The sequence below is a fragment of the Halanaerobium salsuginis genome (assembly GCF_900114545.1).
GTDB classification, from domain to species: Bacteria; Bacillota; Halanaerobiia; order Halanaerobiales; family Halanaerobiaceae; genus Halanaerobium; species Halanaerobium salsuginis.
The window spans coordinates 1-15658 of sequence record NZ_FOTI01000004.1; the positions used below are offsets into that span (position 1 = coordinate 1).

Genomic DNA, 15658 nt, shown 5'->3' on the forward strand with positions numbered 1-15658 from the left:
CCTTTGGTTTGGGAGTCTAAAAAAGATAACCAGATTTAGTCCCTGAAAAACTGAGAGTTCAACAGCCTCGCCATTAGTGTTCACCAGTAAGTTTTGAGTACAAAGGCAGCTGCCTGCTAAAGCAGCAGAAAACAAATAGGACACAGCATACGTGTTAGGAGTTCATATCAGTCTCAGGGGATCAGACTTTTAAAGTAGTCATGTAATTACATGCCACAAGGGGGATCAAAATCTACCCTGGATATCTTTAAATATCATTATATCAGGGACTAAATCTAAAATTAATGGAAACAAGAAAGTTTATATTTAAATGGTGATATATTTCAATATCACTAAGTATATTATACGAGGGGGATTATTTTGCAAAAAAAATGGTGGAAAGAAGCTGTAGTTTATCAAATATATCCTCGCAGTTTTAATGATAGTAATGGTGATGGTATAGGAGATCTAAAGGGGATTATTGAAAAAATTGATTATATCAATGATTTAGGTGTAGATGTTATTTGGTTAACTCCAATAAATATGTCTCCAAATTATGACAATGGTTATGATATAAGTGATTATAAAAAAATAATGAAAGAATTTGGTAATTTAGAGGACTTTAAAAAATTAATAAAAGAGTCTCAAAAAAGAGATTTAAAAATAATTATAGATTTAGTTATGAATCATACATCTCATAAACACAGTTGGTTTCAAGATTCAAAAAAGAAGAAAAATAATAAAGATGATTATTATATTTGGAAAAAAGAAATACCAAACAATTGGAAATCATTTTTTTCTGGTTCAGCTTGGGAATATGATGAAGAACGTGAAGAATATTATTTGCATTTATATGCTAAAGAACAGCCTGATTTAAATTGGGAAAATAAAAAAATTAAAAATGAATTTAAAGAAATAATTAACTGGTGGTTAAAATTAGGAGTTTCTGGTTTCAGATTGGATGCTATTCATCATCTTGGTAAAGATCAAGAATTCTCAGATATAAATATTGATAATTTTGATGATGAGAGTCAACTTTTTTCAGCGCCAGAGTACACTCATAGAAATAAGGTTCATGAATTATTAAATGAATTTAATGAAGAATTATTTACTCCTAATAACCTTATGACTGTTGGTGAAATTGGTTATTCAGACTTAAATACCACTTATAAATATACATGCAAAGCAAATAAAGAAGTTAATATGGTAGTTCAGTTTGATCACTTAAAACTACCTAACTTTAATGGTTGTAACCTTGATGAATTCAAAAAAATTCAACAGAGTTGGTATAATAAATTATTTGAAAATGCCTGGATAGTCCAATATTTAGAAAGCCATGATCAACCACGTTCTTTATCGAAATATGGTGACTTAGAATATCGACAAGTGTCGGCTTCACTTTTAGCAGTTATGTTGTTAACTTTACCAGGTACTCCATTTATATATCAAGGTCAAGAGATTGGAATGACAAATGTCGACTTTGAGTCTATAGATGACTATGATGATGTAAAGATGGTAAATAAGTATTATGAATTAATTGATAGAGGATTAAACAAAAATGTATTTTTTAATAAATTAAAGAAAAATAGTAGAGATAATGCACGTACACCTATGCAGTGGTCAAATGAAAAATATGCTGGTTTCAGTAATACAAAACCTTGGCTTAAAATTAATCCTAATTATAAAAAAATAAATGTTGAATCAGATAAGAAAAGTAAAAATTCTATATTTGAAACTTATAAAAAATTAATTAATTTAAGAAAAGAATATAGTGATTGCCTAATTTATGGTGAATATAAAGAAATAAATTCTAAAAATAATATTTATACATATATTAGGAATTCTAAGACAAATAAAATGAAAATAATATTAAATTTTTCAAATTCTGAAGTTAGATTAACTGAAAGTATGAATGAAAAATTCGAATTACTTTTTAGTAATTATAAAAATAAAAAAGTTGATCATTTTTACCCTTATGAAGCAAAAATTTTAATAAAAAGCATTTAAGAAAGGAGGGGATAGGGGGATAACTATTTATTTTTAGACTACTTAATTAATATATAAAATTAAAACAGGAGGATTAAAATGCAAAAATTAATTAAAACTTTAGCTTTATCACTACTTATTATTTCATTATTTTCATTACCTTTACTAGCTCAGGATAGGAAAACTGTAACTATAGCAGTTGGTGGCAATTCAGTTGACTCTGCAAAAGATCTTGCAAATATGTATATGGAAAAGAATCCTGATATTAACGTCGAAATTGTGGAAACTCCTTCTTCTTCAACAGAAAGGCTAGATCTATATTTACAGTTTTTTGAAGCAAAAAGTTCTAAAGTTGATGTGTATACTATTGATGTGGTTTGGCCAGGAATATTAGCAGATCACCTAATAGATTTTAATGATTATGGTGCTAAAAAAATTGTTGACAAACACTTTGAAGCTATAATAGAAAACAATACTTTAGATGGTCGGCTTATAGCATTGCCCTGGTATACAGATGGAGCATTATTATTCTATAGAACTGATTTATTGAATGAATATGGTTACGATGGACCTCCAGAAACATGGGATCAATTAGAAGAAATGGCTGCAACTATTCAGGCCGGAGAAAGATCTAAAGGCAACCAAGATTTTTGGGGTTATTTATGGCAAGGAAATGCTTATGAAGGTTTAACATGTGATGCCCTAGAGTGGGTTGCTTCCCATGGTGGCGGACAAATTGTAAATAGTAATAAAGAAATTACTATTTATAATGATCAGGCAATTAAGGCTATTGACAGGGCAGCTTCATGGGTTGGAAAGATTAGTCCTCCTGCTGTAACTGGTTTGCAAGAAGAAAGTTCGAGACATATTTGGCAAAATGGTAATGCTGCATTTATAAGAAATTGGCCATATATATATAGTTTAGGAAATTCTGAAGATAGTGTTATCAAAGGTAAATTTGATGTGGCTCCTCTTCCAGGTGATGAACCGGGTATGTCTGCTTCTACTTTAGGGGGATGGCAGCTTGCAGTAAGTAAATATAGTCAGAACAAAGAGGCAGCAGTTGATGTGGCTATGTTTATGGCATCAGAAGAAGCACAAAAATATCGTGCAATTGAAGAGTCATATAATCCAACAATCAAATCATTATATCAAGACGAAGAAGTATTAGAGTCTAGTCCATTTTTTGAAGATCTGTATGGAGTCTTTATGAATGCAGTTCCAAGGCCTTCAACTGTAACTGCTCCTAACTATAACGAAGTATCCACAAGTTTCTTTCAATCAGTACATTCTGTATTGACTGGAGAACAAGGTGCAAGAGAAGCATTAGGAAATTTACAGTATGAAATCCAAGATATTACAGGATTTGAAATTAAATAGTTAATAAATATAATCTTAGTTTTCCCTGGTACCAGGGAAAACTAAGATTAATTATAGGAGGTTTAAAATGTCTCAAATTAGTAATAATTTATTTAAAAAAGAACAAAGTTTAGCTTATAAAATGTTAATCCCAACAATATTAATTTTAGTAATTATAGCGATTTATCCTTTGGGCCAGGTAGTTTATACAAGTTTTACCAATCGAGTATTTGCAGGAGTTGAAGAAACAGAATTTGTTGGTTTAGATAATTATACTTCTTTATTTTCTTTAACTATAAAAGAATTACCAAAAGATAAATATGCATTCGAAGTTCTTCCAAGAGAGCCAAAAAGATATAAAGAGTTAACAACATTTTCAATTTTTAACAAACAATATATTATAGGATCTGTTCATCCGAATTTTATCGAAGCAATTATAAATACAATTATTTTTACTTTTTTTGCTGTTTTTCTGGAAACACTATTTGGGTTTATAATTGCTTTAGTAGTTAATAGTAAATTTATTGGAAGAGGAGTTATGAGGGCAATAATGTTATTACCCTGGGCAGTAATAACTGTTGTATCAGCAAGAATATGGGAGTGGATACTATTTCCAAGTAGAATTGGATTTTTAAATATGTTTTTGAGTAAATTAGGAATCGGAAATGGGCAGATCTCTTTTTTGACTGACAGTGGTTTGCAACTTCCGTCTTTAATTATGGTTGATGTATGGAAAACAACTCCATTTATGGCATTATTAATTTTAGCTGGTTTACAATTGGTTCCAAATGAATTATATGAAGCCGCCCGGGTAGATGGAGCTGGAAGGGTAAAACAATTTTTTTCTATAACCTTACCATTATTAAAACCTTCCTTAGCGGTAGCTTTAATATTTAGAACTTTAGCTTCATTAAGAGTCTTTGGTCTATTTCAAGTTTTAGTTGGACAGCAAAGATATTCAATGTCTAGTTATAACTATTATCAATTAATTGGTAATAGAGCTATGGGCTTAGCTTCAGCAATAAGTGTAGTGATCTTTATAATAATTTTTATTTTTGCTGTAATGTATATGAAAACTTTGGGGGTAGAAGACGAATGATTAAAAATCTAAATAAGATTATTCAAAATACATTATTTATTGTTGTTTTATTAACTATTGTGGTTTATTTGGTATTTCCTTTTTATTGGGCAGTTAACTCATCTTTTAAAACAGAGGCCCAATTACAGATGTCACCAACTACAATTGTTCCTCGAAATATTGAGAGTAATTCATTTGATCTTACATTTAAAAATTATATTAATATTTTTAAAAATGATCAATTTGTGAGAGGAATGCTCAATAGTACAATTGTATCTATAAGTACAACTATTTTATCTTTATTATCTGGTTCATTTGCAGCATTTGCTCTTGGAAAATTACGATTCAAGGGTAAAAAAATAACTCTATATACCATATTAGCTATGACTATGTTTCCACAGATAACAGTATTATCTGGTTTATATGCGGTAATAAATACATTGAATATTGATGCTATTCCAAGTATGATTCTATCATATATGATATTTACATTGCCTTTTACAACATGGGTAATGACTTCATTTTTTAGAGAACTACCAAAAGAACTAATGCAGTCAGCTCAAGTAGATGGAGCAACTCCTTTTCAAACATTTTATATGATTTTATTACCTTTAACTGCTCCTGCTTTAGTTACTACAGGGTTATTAGCATTTATCCAGGCATGGAATGAATATTTATTTGCGTTAACATTTACTTCTATTGATCCTGCAGCAAGAACAATACCTGTTGCAATAGCTTTATTTTCAGGAGAAGTTACACGCCAAATACCATATGGAGAAATAATGGCTGCTGCTGTAGTAGTAACTATTCCGATTGTATTGCTTGTTTTTATTTTTCAGAAAAAAATAGTTGCTGGTCTAACTGCTGGTGCAGTTAAAGGTTAAGGAGGACAAAATGAATAAAAAGAAAAAATGGTGGAAAGAAGCTGTAGTTTATCAAATATATCCCCGTAGTTTTAATGATAGTAATGGCGATGGAATTGGGGACTTAAATGGTATAAAAGAAAAATTAGATTATCTTAAAGACCTAGGAATAGATGTTATTTGGCTGAGCCCAATTTATAAGTCGCCCAATGATGATAACGGGTATGATATTTCAGATTACTATAGTATTATGGAAGAATTTGGTACAATGGATGATTTTAATAAATTACTTGAGCAAATACATAAAAAAGATATGAAATTAATTATGGATTTAGTAATTAACCATACATCTGATGAACATCAATGGTTTAAAAGATCGGCTAAAGACAAAAACAATAAATATTCCGATTACTATATTTGGAGAGATCCTGTTGATGGTGAACCACCAAATAATTGGGAATCAAGATTTAGTGGATCAGCCTGGACATATTGTGAATCTAGAGATCAATATTATTTACATTTATTTTCAAAAAAACAACCTGATCTAAACTGGGAAAATCAAAATGTGAAAAATGATATTTTTAAGATGATAGATTGGTGGTTAGCTAAAGGAATTGATGGTTTTAGAATGGATGTTATTAATTTTATAGCAAAAGAGAGGGGACTTCCTGATAGTATAAGACCAGATAGTCCAGAAAAATGGAGTAGTTTACCAAAAAGTCATGAGATCTTAAATAAGTTAAGAAAAGAAGTGATTGATAATTATAATGTTATGACTGTAGGGGAAACTCCATTTGTAACTCCTAAAGATGGGCATAAATATGTTAATAACAGTAGAGATGAGTTAGACATGATATTTCATTTTGAACATGTTGATTTAAATGATTTCAATGACAAAAACTTTATAAAATTTAAAGATATTCAGTCTAAATGGTATAAAGTACAAGAAAAAGGGGGATGGTTAAGTCAATATTTTGCTAATCATGATCAACCTCGTCCAATTTCAAAATTTTTTAATGATAACCAATATCGAGAAGAATCAGCAAAATTAATTGCAATGATGTTGTTAACACTTCCTGGAACACCATATATTTATCAGGGAGAAGAAATTGGAATGACCAATGTAGATTTTAATTCGATTGAAGAATATAATGATATAAGAACTATTAATAAATATTATGATTTATTAAATAAAAACCAAAATGTAGATGATTTTTTTAATAATATTAAGCAACTTAGCAGAGATAATGCACGAACACCTATGCAATGGTCAAATAATAAATATGCAGGATTTAGTGATACAAAACCTTGGCTTAAAATTAATCCAAATTATAACAAAATAAATGTTGAAAACAATTTAGATGATTCAAATTCGGTATATCATTTTTATAAAAAACTTATTAAGTATAGAAAACAAAATAAGGGTTTAATATATGGAGATTATAAAGATTTGTTGAAATTAGACAAAGAATTATATTATTTTAAAAAAACTTTTCAGGAGAAAGAATTTTATGTGATACTTAATTTTACTGATAAAATAATAGATTTGGAAGAAAAAAAGGTAAAATTTAATTATACTCAATTAGAACTTTGTAATTATAATAACCATAATGAATATAATGAAAAAAAATTACAACCATATGAAGCTAGATTATATAAATTAAAAAATGAACTGTAAAATTAGGAGTTGATTATTTTGCTTAGAAGTCAAAGAATTAGAAAACAGGGACCAGAAATCGATGCTTTGAGAATGGGAATGGATTGGCAAGCAGAAGATTTAGATAAAATGCAGCTGGTTATTGCTAGTACTTATGGTAATGGGCATCCTGGTAGTTTTCATTTAAATAAATATGTAGATTTATTAAAGAAAAGTTTAGAAGAAAAAGGTGTAATGGGAAGTCGAATGACTACTTCTGATATTTGTGACGGGATAGCTCAGGGCCATGACGGAATGAATTATTCACTTGCTTCACGAGAAATGATTGCCAACATGGTAGAGATTCAGGCAATGGCTGCTCCTTATGATGGAGTAGCTTTACTTTCTAGTTGTGATAAGTCCGTACCAGCTCATTTAATGGCTTTATTAAGACTTAATTTACCAGGAATTCATATTCCTGGAGGAGCAATGGCTCCCGGGCCAGATGGATTAACTCTGGAGATGATTGGTGCTTATAGTGCCCAATTGGAGAGAGGCGAAATAACAGAAGCAGAGTTTAAGCAGTATCAATATAGTGCTTGTCCTAGCTGTGGAGCTTGTCAGTTTATGGGAACAGCTTCAACTATGCAGCTGATGTCAGAAGCTCTTGGACTTGCTCTCCCAGGCGCTGCTTTGATTCCTTCTACAAGTCCTGCTTTAGCCGAAATGGCCGTTACAGCTGGTGAGTATTTAATTAAGCTGGTTAAAAAAGGAATTAAGCCAGAGCAAATAGTAACTAAAAAATCATTTTTAAATGCAATAATGGTTCATGCAGCAATTGGAGGTTCTAGTAACGCTTTACTCCATTTGCCAGCAATTGCTCATGAATTAGGAATTGAAATTAAATTAGCTGAATTTGATGAAATTCACCGCAAAATACCATTTATTGCCAATATTAAAACAAGTGGTCAGTATCCTACCCATTATTTCTGGTATGCTGGTGGTCTTCCCGCTGTACTGACAGAATTAAAAGAATATCTTTATTTAGATCAACTAACTGTAACAGGTCAGACTCTAGGTGAAAATTTGGCTCAGTTAGCAGAATTCTCTTATTTAAAATATATGCAAACAGAAGCTCCAGCAGAGCTGCCGGAGCGTAGAAAAATAATTTATCCAGCGGCAGAACCTTTAAATAAAGCAGGTTCACTGGCTGTTTTGAAAGGTAATTTAGCTCCTTTAGGTGCAGTAATTAAGCATTCAGCAGTAGATCCCGCTATGCATCAATTTATTGGGAAAGCACGTGTTTTTGATAATGAAGAAGCAGCTTTAGCTGCAGTTTTGAATGGCGAAATTGTTTCGGGTGATGCAGTAATTATTCGCTATGAAGGACCAAAAGGTTCAGGTATGCCAGAAATGTTTTATACTAGTGAAGCAATTGCTTCTGATCCAGTTCTCAATACGTCAACTGCTCTAATTACCGATGGCCGTTATTCTGGAGCGACTCGTGGCCCAGCGATTGGACATGTTTCTCCTGAAGCTGTTGATGGAGGACCAATAGCATTGGTAGAAGAAAATGATTTAATAGAAATTGATATACCAGCTCGCCGCCTGAATATCATTGGGTTTGCTGGTCAGAAAAAAACTGCTGCAGAAATTGATGCAGAACTTGCAGCAAGAAAAGCTAACTGGCAGCAGCCTAAACCTAAGTTTAATCGTGGCACACTAGGCTTATATGTTCGCCATGCTGTTCCTGCTGCCCAGGGTGCTTATCTTGGTTTAGAATAAATTATAATTTTAAAGATAGTTAGCAGAGAAAGAGACCAGTGATCACTGGTCTCTTTTTTAACAAGGGAAAAGTAATATTGTAATAATTAATTGAAAATTAAGAAATAATTTGCATTAAAATATTCAATTTTGCTTAAAAATTAAGAAAATTTGCTTGCTTTAATAAAAATCATATGCTATAATTTTTTTGTGAACAGTGATATTACATATATTATAAAGTGAACGTTGTTTTGTCAGCAGATTAAATTCTGAATATTAGATAATAACTTTCTTTAAAAATATTTTTTGCTTAAAATTTGCGCAAAAAATTGCAAAAATGGAGGGGTCATGATGGCAGTTACTCTCAGTGATATAGCATCGGCAACTGGATATTCTATTTCAACAGTCTCCCGGGTCATTAATGATAAGGGAAATATTTCAGCAGCAACCAGAGATAAAATTTTAATGACTGCTAATCAGTTGGGTTATGATCATCGCAAGTATAACCGTAAGCATAACTCTAATTCTAAATATATAGCGACTATTTTTAATAATCGCCTTGATAAACAAGGTGGTTTATTTGGTAATCCTTTTTATGCTCAAATTGCTCTAGGTCTGGAAACATTTATTAAAGAACATGATTATGAAATGATTATTAAATCAATTACTGGTCATAAATTTACCGATCGTAAAATAATCAATGAAATGTTTGATAATCAGGATATTGCTGGTATGGTATTTATTGGGTACTTAATCGATGAAAAATTAATCGGTCAAATTAAAGAAAGAGGTATGCCGGTTGTAGTTATCGATAATCATTTCTGGCAGGAAAATATTGACTGTGTATTAAATGATAATATTGCTGGGGCCAAAAAAATAATGTCTCATTTAATTAAACTTGGTCACCGCAAAATAAGTTTTATTTCTGGTCCACTTGATAATACTTCTTTTGAAGAACGTTATACTGGCTATCTTAATGCATTAAATAAATATTCATTACCAATAAATGATAATCTAATTAAAATTGGCGATTCATCTTATGGAACAGAAAGTGCTTATGAAACTGTAACTGAGATGTTAAAAGATGCAGCAATTGAAAAACCTACTGCATTTTTTGCAGTAAATGATTCCCGGGCCATCGGTACAATTAAAGCAATTCAAAAATTAGGTTATTCAGTGCCGGAAGATTTTTCAGTAGTTGGCTTTGATGACATAGAGACAGGTCGACATTTAACTCCAGCATTAACAACTGTGCGTATCTTTAAAAAAGAGATGGGTTTAACAGCTATGGAACGATTATATGAATTAATAACTGAGGTTAAACAAAAAACACGTAAGATAGTGATTCCAGTTGAATTAATTATTCGTAATTCAACCGGTCCTATAAATCTATAATATTATAAGTTTATAAGCAGATAAGAAATATTAAAATCAGTTGCTTAGTTTGCTAAACAACTAAACTTTTCTCTAATGGAGGTGATATATTAGATATAAGATAGTAGGCTTTAGTATTAATTAAAACTAACAAGGAGGAGTTTAATTGAATAATATTAAGAATAATTTTATTATTATGATGATTTTTGCTTTAATTGTAGTTTGCTCAGGAGCTGTTTTAGCTGAAGATACTGTTGAACTTAAAATGTGGCATGCCTGGACAGGGCAGGATGCTTTTGCAAAAGAAGTTTTACTGCCTAAAATTGAAGAATTTCAAAAAAATAATCCGAATATCAAATTAAAAATTCAAGTTATTCCAAATGATAACTATAGAACTAAACTAAGAACCCAGGCAGCAGGAGGACAAATTCCTGATATTATGCAAACTTATCCTGGTTCTGAAGTGCAGCCTTTAGTTGAAGCAGGTATGTTAATGCCTTTAGATGATATTATCAATTATTGGACAGATGATTTAATTGCTAAGGAAACATTAAAAGCATATACATTTAATAATAAAGTTTATGCAATTCCGGCAAAAGTTAACTACACTCACTTTGCTTTTTATAATAAGGATATGCTGCAGGAAGCAGGTTATGATAAATGGCCGGCAACTTATCAAGAATTTAAAAAGATGGCTGATAAGTTAAAAGAAAATGATATTGTACCGATTTCACTTGGTAATAAAGCTAAATGGGTTTTGCAATCAGTATATTTTTCTACTATTGCTGATCGGGTTGCTGGAGCTGATTTTCTGGATAAAGTTTTGGCCGGAGAAAAGAAATTTACTGATCCAGAATTTATTAAAGCTCTTAATATTATAAAGGAACTAGCAGATAATGATTACTTCAATAAAGATGCTAATAGTTTAAATGACATGGAAATGAGACAGGCTTTTTATCAAAAAAGGGCAGCCATTTTCTTTGGGGGGGCCTGGGATATTGGTGGTGTAATTGAAAATGCCAAAGAACAGAATATGAATGTTGGAATTGCAACTTTTCCCAGTATTGTAGGTGCTAAATCTCCTCAGGCACTCTCAGGAGTTACTGGAAGTGCTTTTTCAATTCGAGCTGGTCTTTCTGAGGCACAGCAGGCAGCTGCTTTTAAATTCTTAAAATTCTTCTATTCAGAAGAAACATATACTGACTTACTAAGAACAGGTTCTTTTGTTCCTGCTCAAGTACCATTACCAGATGATATTTCCCCACAATTTCAATCAGTAATTAATCTGGTTAATGAACATCAAATTGCTCCTGTTTATGATGCTGTTTTACCACTTGATTTAATTCAGATTATTAATAATGGTCTGCAGTCTTTAACTGCTGGTCAAATGACAGCTGAAGAATTAGCACAACAAATGCAGGATAATTTATAATAGTTTTGTTAAATTAAAGAAGGGGGGAGCAATCCCTCCTTTATAATGTACAGAGGAGGTAAATTTGTGGATCATATCTATAAACATCGTAAAAAGCTGATTTATTTTGGGATTTTGCCAGCTTTATTATTATATCTGGCTTTTGTAATTATACCTATCCTTATTTCAGCTCGATATTCTCTGGTTGAGTGGAATGGATTTTCAGCTCCAAAATTTGTTGGTTTGAATAATTATGCAGATTTATTTAAGAATAGTATTTTCTGGCGTTCTTTAAAAAATAATTTAATTGTAGTATTTGCCTCAGTCTTAGGTCAGGTACCAATTGGATTTTTACTTGCTTTACTTGTTAACCAAAAAATAAAAGGGCAGCATTTTTTTAGAACAATAATTTTTATGCCAGTAGTAATTTCAGCTGTTATTATTTCATTAGTCTGGAGTATGGTTTTTAATTATAACTTTGGTCTTTTAAATAATTTACTTAAGTTTGTCGGACTAGGTTCATTTATTCAAAACTGGTTAAGCAATCCTGATATAGCAATGTTTTCAGTGGCTGCAGTAATCATCTGGCAGTTTGTTGGGCTTTATTTTATTATTTTTCTAGCTGCACTGCAGACAGTGCCTAATGATGTACTAGAAGCAGCTGAAATTGATGGTGCTCAGGGTTGGAAAAGAACTCTCTATATAACTCTGCCTTTAGTTAAAGATACAATATTGGCAGCTATTGTTCTCTGTATTAGTGGGAGTTTAAAAACATTTGCTTTAATTTATGTAATGACAAATGGAGGACCATCCCATGCTACAGAAGTAATGGCTATTCATATGTATGATAATAGTTTTAATGCAATGAAATTTGGCTATGGAAGTGCAGTTTCTATTTTTATTGTTATTTTTGGAATTGTGCTGGTAACTATAGTAAGACAGCTATTCGCCAGGTTTGAAGATTAAGTAGATTTAGAAGGAGGTAATAATGAATAGCAAATTAAATTTAAATAAATTAAAAAAATTTTTAAGCTATTTTATTTTAGTCTTTTTTGCTTTAATTAATTTATATCCTATTTTCTGGATGGTTATGAATTCATTTAAAACAGAACAACAAATTTCAATTAACTCATTTTCCCTACCGAGTTCTTTAATGCTAAGTAACTATTTTAAAGCTTGGCATGCTGTTTCACTTGGGAGAAGTTTTTTAAATAGCTTTATAGTTTCTGGTTTAGCCGTTATAATTACAGTAGCACTTGGCTCTCTAGCAGCTTATTTTATTTCGCGCTTTGAATTTACTGGTAAAAAAATAATTTATAGTCTTTTTATTTTTGGTTTGCTGGTGCCGATTCACGGAACATTAGTTCCTATTTTTATTATGATGCGCAAATTGGGGTTAGTTAATACAAGGTTATCATTAATTTTACCTTATGTTGCTTTTAATCTGCCCTTAACAATTTTTATTTTAAGTAGCTTTATGAAAAGTCTACCCCGGGCAGTAGAAGAAGCAGCAATTGTTGATGGAGCGGGCTATTTAAGAATTTTTTGGTCAATTATTTTGCCAATGACCAGGCCGGCTCTGGCTACAGTGTCTATTTTAAATTTTGTCTATAATTGGAATGAATTTTCTTTTGCTCTTGTCTTAATTAATGATCAAAAGTTGATGACATTACCACTTAGCCTATCATTATTTTCCGGACAATTTAGTACAGATTATGGAATGCAGATGGCAGGACTTTCAATGGCTTTAGTACCAATTATAGCTATTTATCTGCTGATGGAAGATCAATTAGTTAAAGGAATGAGCGCTGGTGCTGTTAAAGGATAATTATAATTAAATAGTAATTAAATATTAGAGGAGGAAATGATTTGTCTAGTAAAGATAAAAACATAGCTGAATTATTAGCTAAGCTAACTTTAGAAGAAAAAGCAGCTTTATGCTCTGGGGCAACAAAATGGTTAACTAAAGAAGTTGACCGCCTTGAGATAACAGAGATTGTAATGTCCGATGGCCCGCATGGACTGCGTTATGTGGTAGAAGAAAATGCTTTTGGAGCGGTTTCAGAGCAAAAATCAACCTGTTTTCCTACTGCATCTGCTCTGGCAGCTTCCTGGAATAAAGAGCTGATTTATCAGGTTGGAACAGCTTTAGGAAAAGAAGCACGTCATTTGGGAGTAGATATTCTATTGGGACCAGGTGTTAATATAAAACGATCTCCTTTAGGAGGACGTAATTTTGAATATTTTTCTGAAGATCCAGAATTAGCTGGTAGTTTAGCTGCTGAATTTGTTAAAGGAGTGCAGTCTGTTGGGATTGGAACTTCATTAAAGCATTATGCCTGTAATAATCAGGAATATAAACGGTTTTCGGTAAATGCTCAGGTAAGTGAACGCGCTTTACGCGAAATTTATTTAGCTGCTTTTGAAAAAGTCGTTAAAACTGCTGCTCCCTGGACTGTTATGGCAGCTTATAATCGGGTTAATGGTCAGCCGGCAACTCAGAATAAACATCTTTTAAAAGAGATTTTACGAGAAGAATGGGGCTTTAAAGGGACTTTAATTTCCGATTGGGGAGCAATTCATGATCGAGTAGCTGCTCTGGCAGCTGGACTTGACTTAGAGATGCCAGGACCATCGCCAGTTAATGATAGTAAAATTTTAACTGCTGTTCAGTCAGGTCAGCTTCAGCAGAATGAACTGGATCAGGCTGTTAGCAGAATCTTAACTCTATTAGTTAAAGTACAATTAGCACGTCAAGAGGCCGAAAATATGGCAGCAGATCCGGCAGCTGAAAAACTGTATGAACAGAACCATCAACTAGCTTTAAAAGCAGCGGAAGAATCGATTGTACTGCTTAAAAATGAAAATAAACTTCTTCCACTTAATTTAAATGAAATAAAACAAGCAGCAGTAATTGGCCAATTGGCTGTTAAACCAAGGTATCAAGGAGCTGGTAGTTCTCAAGTAACTCCTAGTAAACTACCAACTGCTCTGGCTGAACTTGAAAAAGCTGCCGCTAAAAGTCAAACAGAATTGCTTTTTCAATTAGGTTATCAAGCAGATCAAACTGATCAAAGATCAGCTGCTCAGCTAAAAAAAGCAGCAGTAAAGGCAGCTGAACAGGCAGAGATAGCTATTATTTTTGCCGGGATCCCAGAAGAAGTTGAATCAGAAGGTTTTGATAGGCAGAGTCTAGCTATGGAAAGTGATCAAGTAGAATTAATTAAAGCTGTTGCAGCTGTGCAGAAGCAGACAATTGTAGTTTTAAATAATGGAGCAGCTTTAGAATTAACACCCTGGTTAGCAGATGTGCCAGCGGTAATAGAAGCCTGGCTGCCAGGACAGGCTGGTGCAGAAGCGATTGTTAATATTTTATTAGGTAAAATTAATCCTTCTGCTAAATTGGCAGAAACTTTTCCAGTTCAGGAAGCCCATAATCCAGCTCAGCTTAATTTCCCTGGTGTTAATAGTCAGCTTAATTATGCTGAAGATATTTATGTTGGCTATCGCTATTATGAGAAGAAAAAAATTCAACCTTTATTTTCTTTTGGGCATGGTCTTTCTTATACAGATTTTGAATATAGTGGACTTGAACTGCCAGTTCAAGCTTCAGCAGAGCATGGTTTAACTATAAAATTTAAACTGCAGAATACAGGTCAGTATTCAGGTAAGGAAATTGTGCAGCTTTATGTAGGTCAGCAAAATCCTTATTTTGATCGTCCAGTTAAAGAATTAAAAGCATTTACTAAAGTGGAATTGGCAGCTGGAGAAAGTAAAATAATCAAATTTAACTTAGATTATCGTGATTTTGCCTATTTTAATCCTGAACAGCAAAAATGGCTGGCTGAGTCAGATACTTATCAAATTATTATTGCCAGTTCAGCTGCTGATTTGAGACTACAGGGTCAGGTGAAATTAAACTCTTCAGCAGTTGCTCACTTATTAGATCAAGAAGATCCTGTGGTAGATTGGCTGGCTGCTCCTCTCGGCAAACAGGCTTTAGAGGATATTTTAAATGAAGAGCAGCTGCAGTTTATCCAGTCAGAAGCTAATAGTTATGTAACTGAACGTCCTTTATTTAGATTAGATTATCTAACAGAAAACCTAATTACTGCTCCGGAAATAGAGAAAATTTATCGACATTACCAAAAACTTATTAATAAAAATAAAACATTAAATTGATTAGTTAAAATTAAGAGGTGAGAACA

General features: G+C 32.1%; 11 protein-coding genes. All 11 read left to right on the forward strand.

Features of this window, described 5'->3' with window-relative positions:
- Nucleotides 1-360: 360 nt before the first annotated feature.
- The 11 genes from BMZ74_RS02435 to BMZ74_RS02485 all read left to right on the forward strand — a co-directional run bounded on the left by BMZ74_RS02435 (nucleotide 361) and on the right by BMZ74_RS02485 (nucleotide 15632).
- On the forward strand, nucleotides 361-1986 hold the full coding sequence (locus tag BMZ74_RS02435) for an alpha-glucosidase (RefSeq protein WP_177181343.1): 1626 nt from the start codon (nucleotides 361-363) through the stop codon (nucleotides 1984-1986).
- Nucleotides 1987-2064: 78 nt separating this feature from the next.
- Nucleotides 2065-3345 carry an ABC transporter substrate-binding protein gene (locus BMZ74_RS02440; protein ID WP_089859147.1) on the forward strand — a complete coding sequence of 427 codons (1281 nt, stop codon included), beginning with the start codon at nucleotides 2065-2067 and terminating at the stop codon, nucleotides 3343-3345.
- 67 nt (nucleotides 3346-3412) lie between these two features.
- Nucleotides 3413-4423 (forward strand): carbohydrate ABC transporter permease, encoded by a 1011-nt coding sequence (locus BMZ74_RS02445; protein WP_089859149.1) that lies wholly within the window; start codon nucleotides 3413-3415, stop codon nucleotides 4421-4423.
- Nucleotides 4420-5286, forward strand: coding sequence for a carbohydrate ABC transporter permease (locus BMZ74_RS02450; RefSeq protein ID WP_089859152.1), 867 nt, complete (start codon nucleotides 4420-4422; stop codon nucleotides 5284-5286). The genes BMZ74_RS02445 and BMZ74_RS02450 overlap by 4 nt, the downstream gene beginning before the upstream one ends.
- A 10-nt stretch (nucleotides 5287-5296) precedes the next feature.
- A complete protein-coding gene (locus tag BMZ74_RS02455) occupies nucleotides 5297-6943 on the forward strand; it encodes an alpha-glucosidase (RefSeq protein WP_089859155.1) in 1647 nt (548 codons plus the stop codon).
- Nucleotides 6944-6961: 18 nt separating this feature from the next.
- Nucleotides 6962-8686, forward strand: a complete 1725-nt coding sequence (gene ilvD, locus BMZ74_RS02460) for a dihydroxy-acid dehydratase (protein ID WP_089859158.1) — start codon at nucleotides 6962-6964, stop codon at nucleotides 8684-8686.
- A 330-nt stretch (nucleotides 8687-9016) separates the two neighbouring features.
- Nucleotides 9017-10060, forward strand: coding sequence for a LacI family DNA-binding transcriptional regulator (locus BMZ74_RS02465; protein WP_177181344.1), 1044 nt, complete (start codon nucleotides 9017-9019; stop codon nucleotides 10058-10060).
- A gap of 145 nt (nucleotides 10061-10205) precedes the next feature.
- Nucleotides 10206-11471, forward strand: coding sequence for an extracellular solute-binding protein (locus BMZ74_RS02470; protein ID WP_089859164.1), 1266 nt, complete (start codon nucleotides 10206-10208; stop codon nucleotides 11469-11471).
- Between the two features lie 66 nt (nucleotides 11472-11537).
- Entirely contained in the window at nucleotides 11538-12416 is an 879-nt protein-coding gene (locus BMZ74_RS02475; protein ID WP_218142040.1) for a carbohydrate ABC transporter permease, read from the forward strand.
- Between the two features lie 22 nt (nucleotides 12417-12438).
- Complete coding sequence (locus BMZ74_RS02480) at nucleotides 12439-13278, forward strand: carbohydrate ABC transporter permease (RefSeq protein ID WP_089859170.1); 840 nt, start codon at nucleotides 12439-12441, stop codon at nucleotides 13276-13278.
- A gap of 41 nt (nucleotides 13279-13319) precedes the next feature.
- A complete protein-coding gene (locus BMZ74_RS02485) occupies nucleotides 13320-15632 on the forward strand; it encodes a glycoside hydrolase family 3 C-terminal domain-containing protein (protein ID WP_089859174.1) in 2313 nt (770 codons plus the stop codon).
- The last annotated feature ends 26 nt before the right edge of the window (nucleotides 15633-15658 follow it).

Bases quoted from the DNA above. Each gene is read 5' to 3' on its own strand.
- BMZ74_RS02465 (WP_177181344.1), top strand. From the start codon at position 9,017: ATGGCAGTTACTCTCAGTGATATAGCATCGGCAACTGGATATTCTATT.
- BMZ74_RS02450 (WP_089859152.1), top strand. From the start codon at position 4,420: ATGATTAAAAATCTAAATAAGATTATTCAAAATACATTATTTATTGTT.
- BMZ74_RS02440 (WP_089859147.1), top strand. From the start codon at position 2,065: ATGCAAAAATTAATTAAAACTTTAGCTTTATCACTACTTATTATTTCA.
- BMZ74_RS02480 (WP_089859170.1), top strand. From the start codon at position 12,439: ATGAATAGCAAATTAAATTTAAATAAATTAAAAAAATTTTTAAGCTAT.
- BMZ74_RS02445 (WP_089859149.1), top strand. From the start codon at position 3,413: ATGTCTCAAATTAGTAATAATTTATTTAAAAAAGAACAAAGTTTAGCT.
- BMZ74_RS02455 (WP_089859155.1), top strand. From the start codon at position 5,297: ATGAATAAAAAGAAAAAATGGTGGAAAGAAGCTGTAGTTTATCAAATA.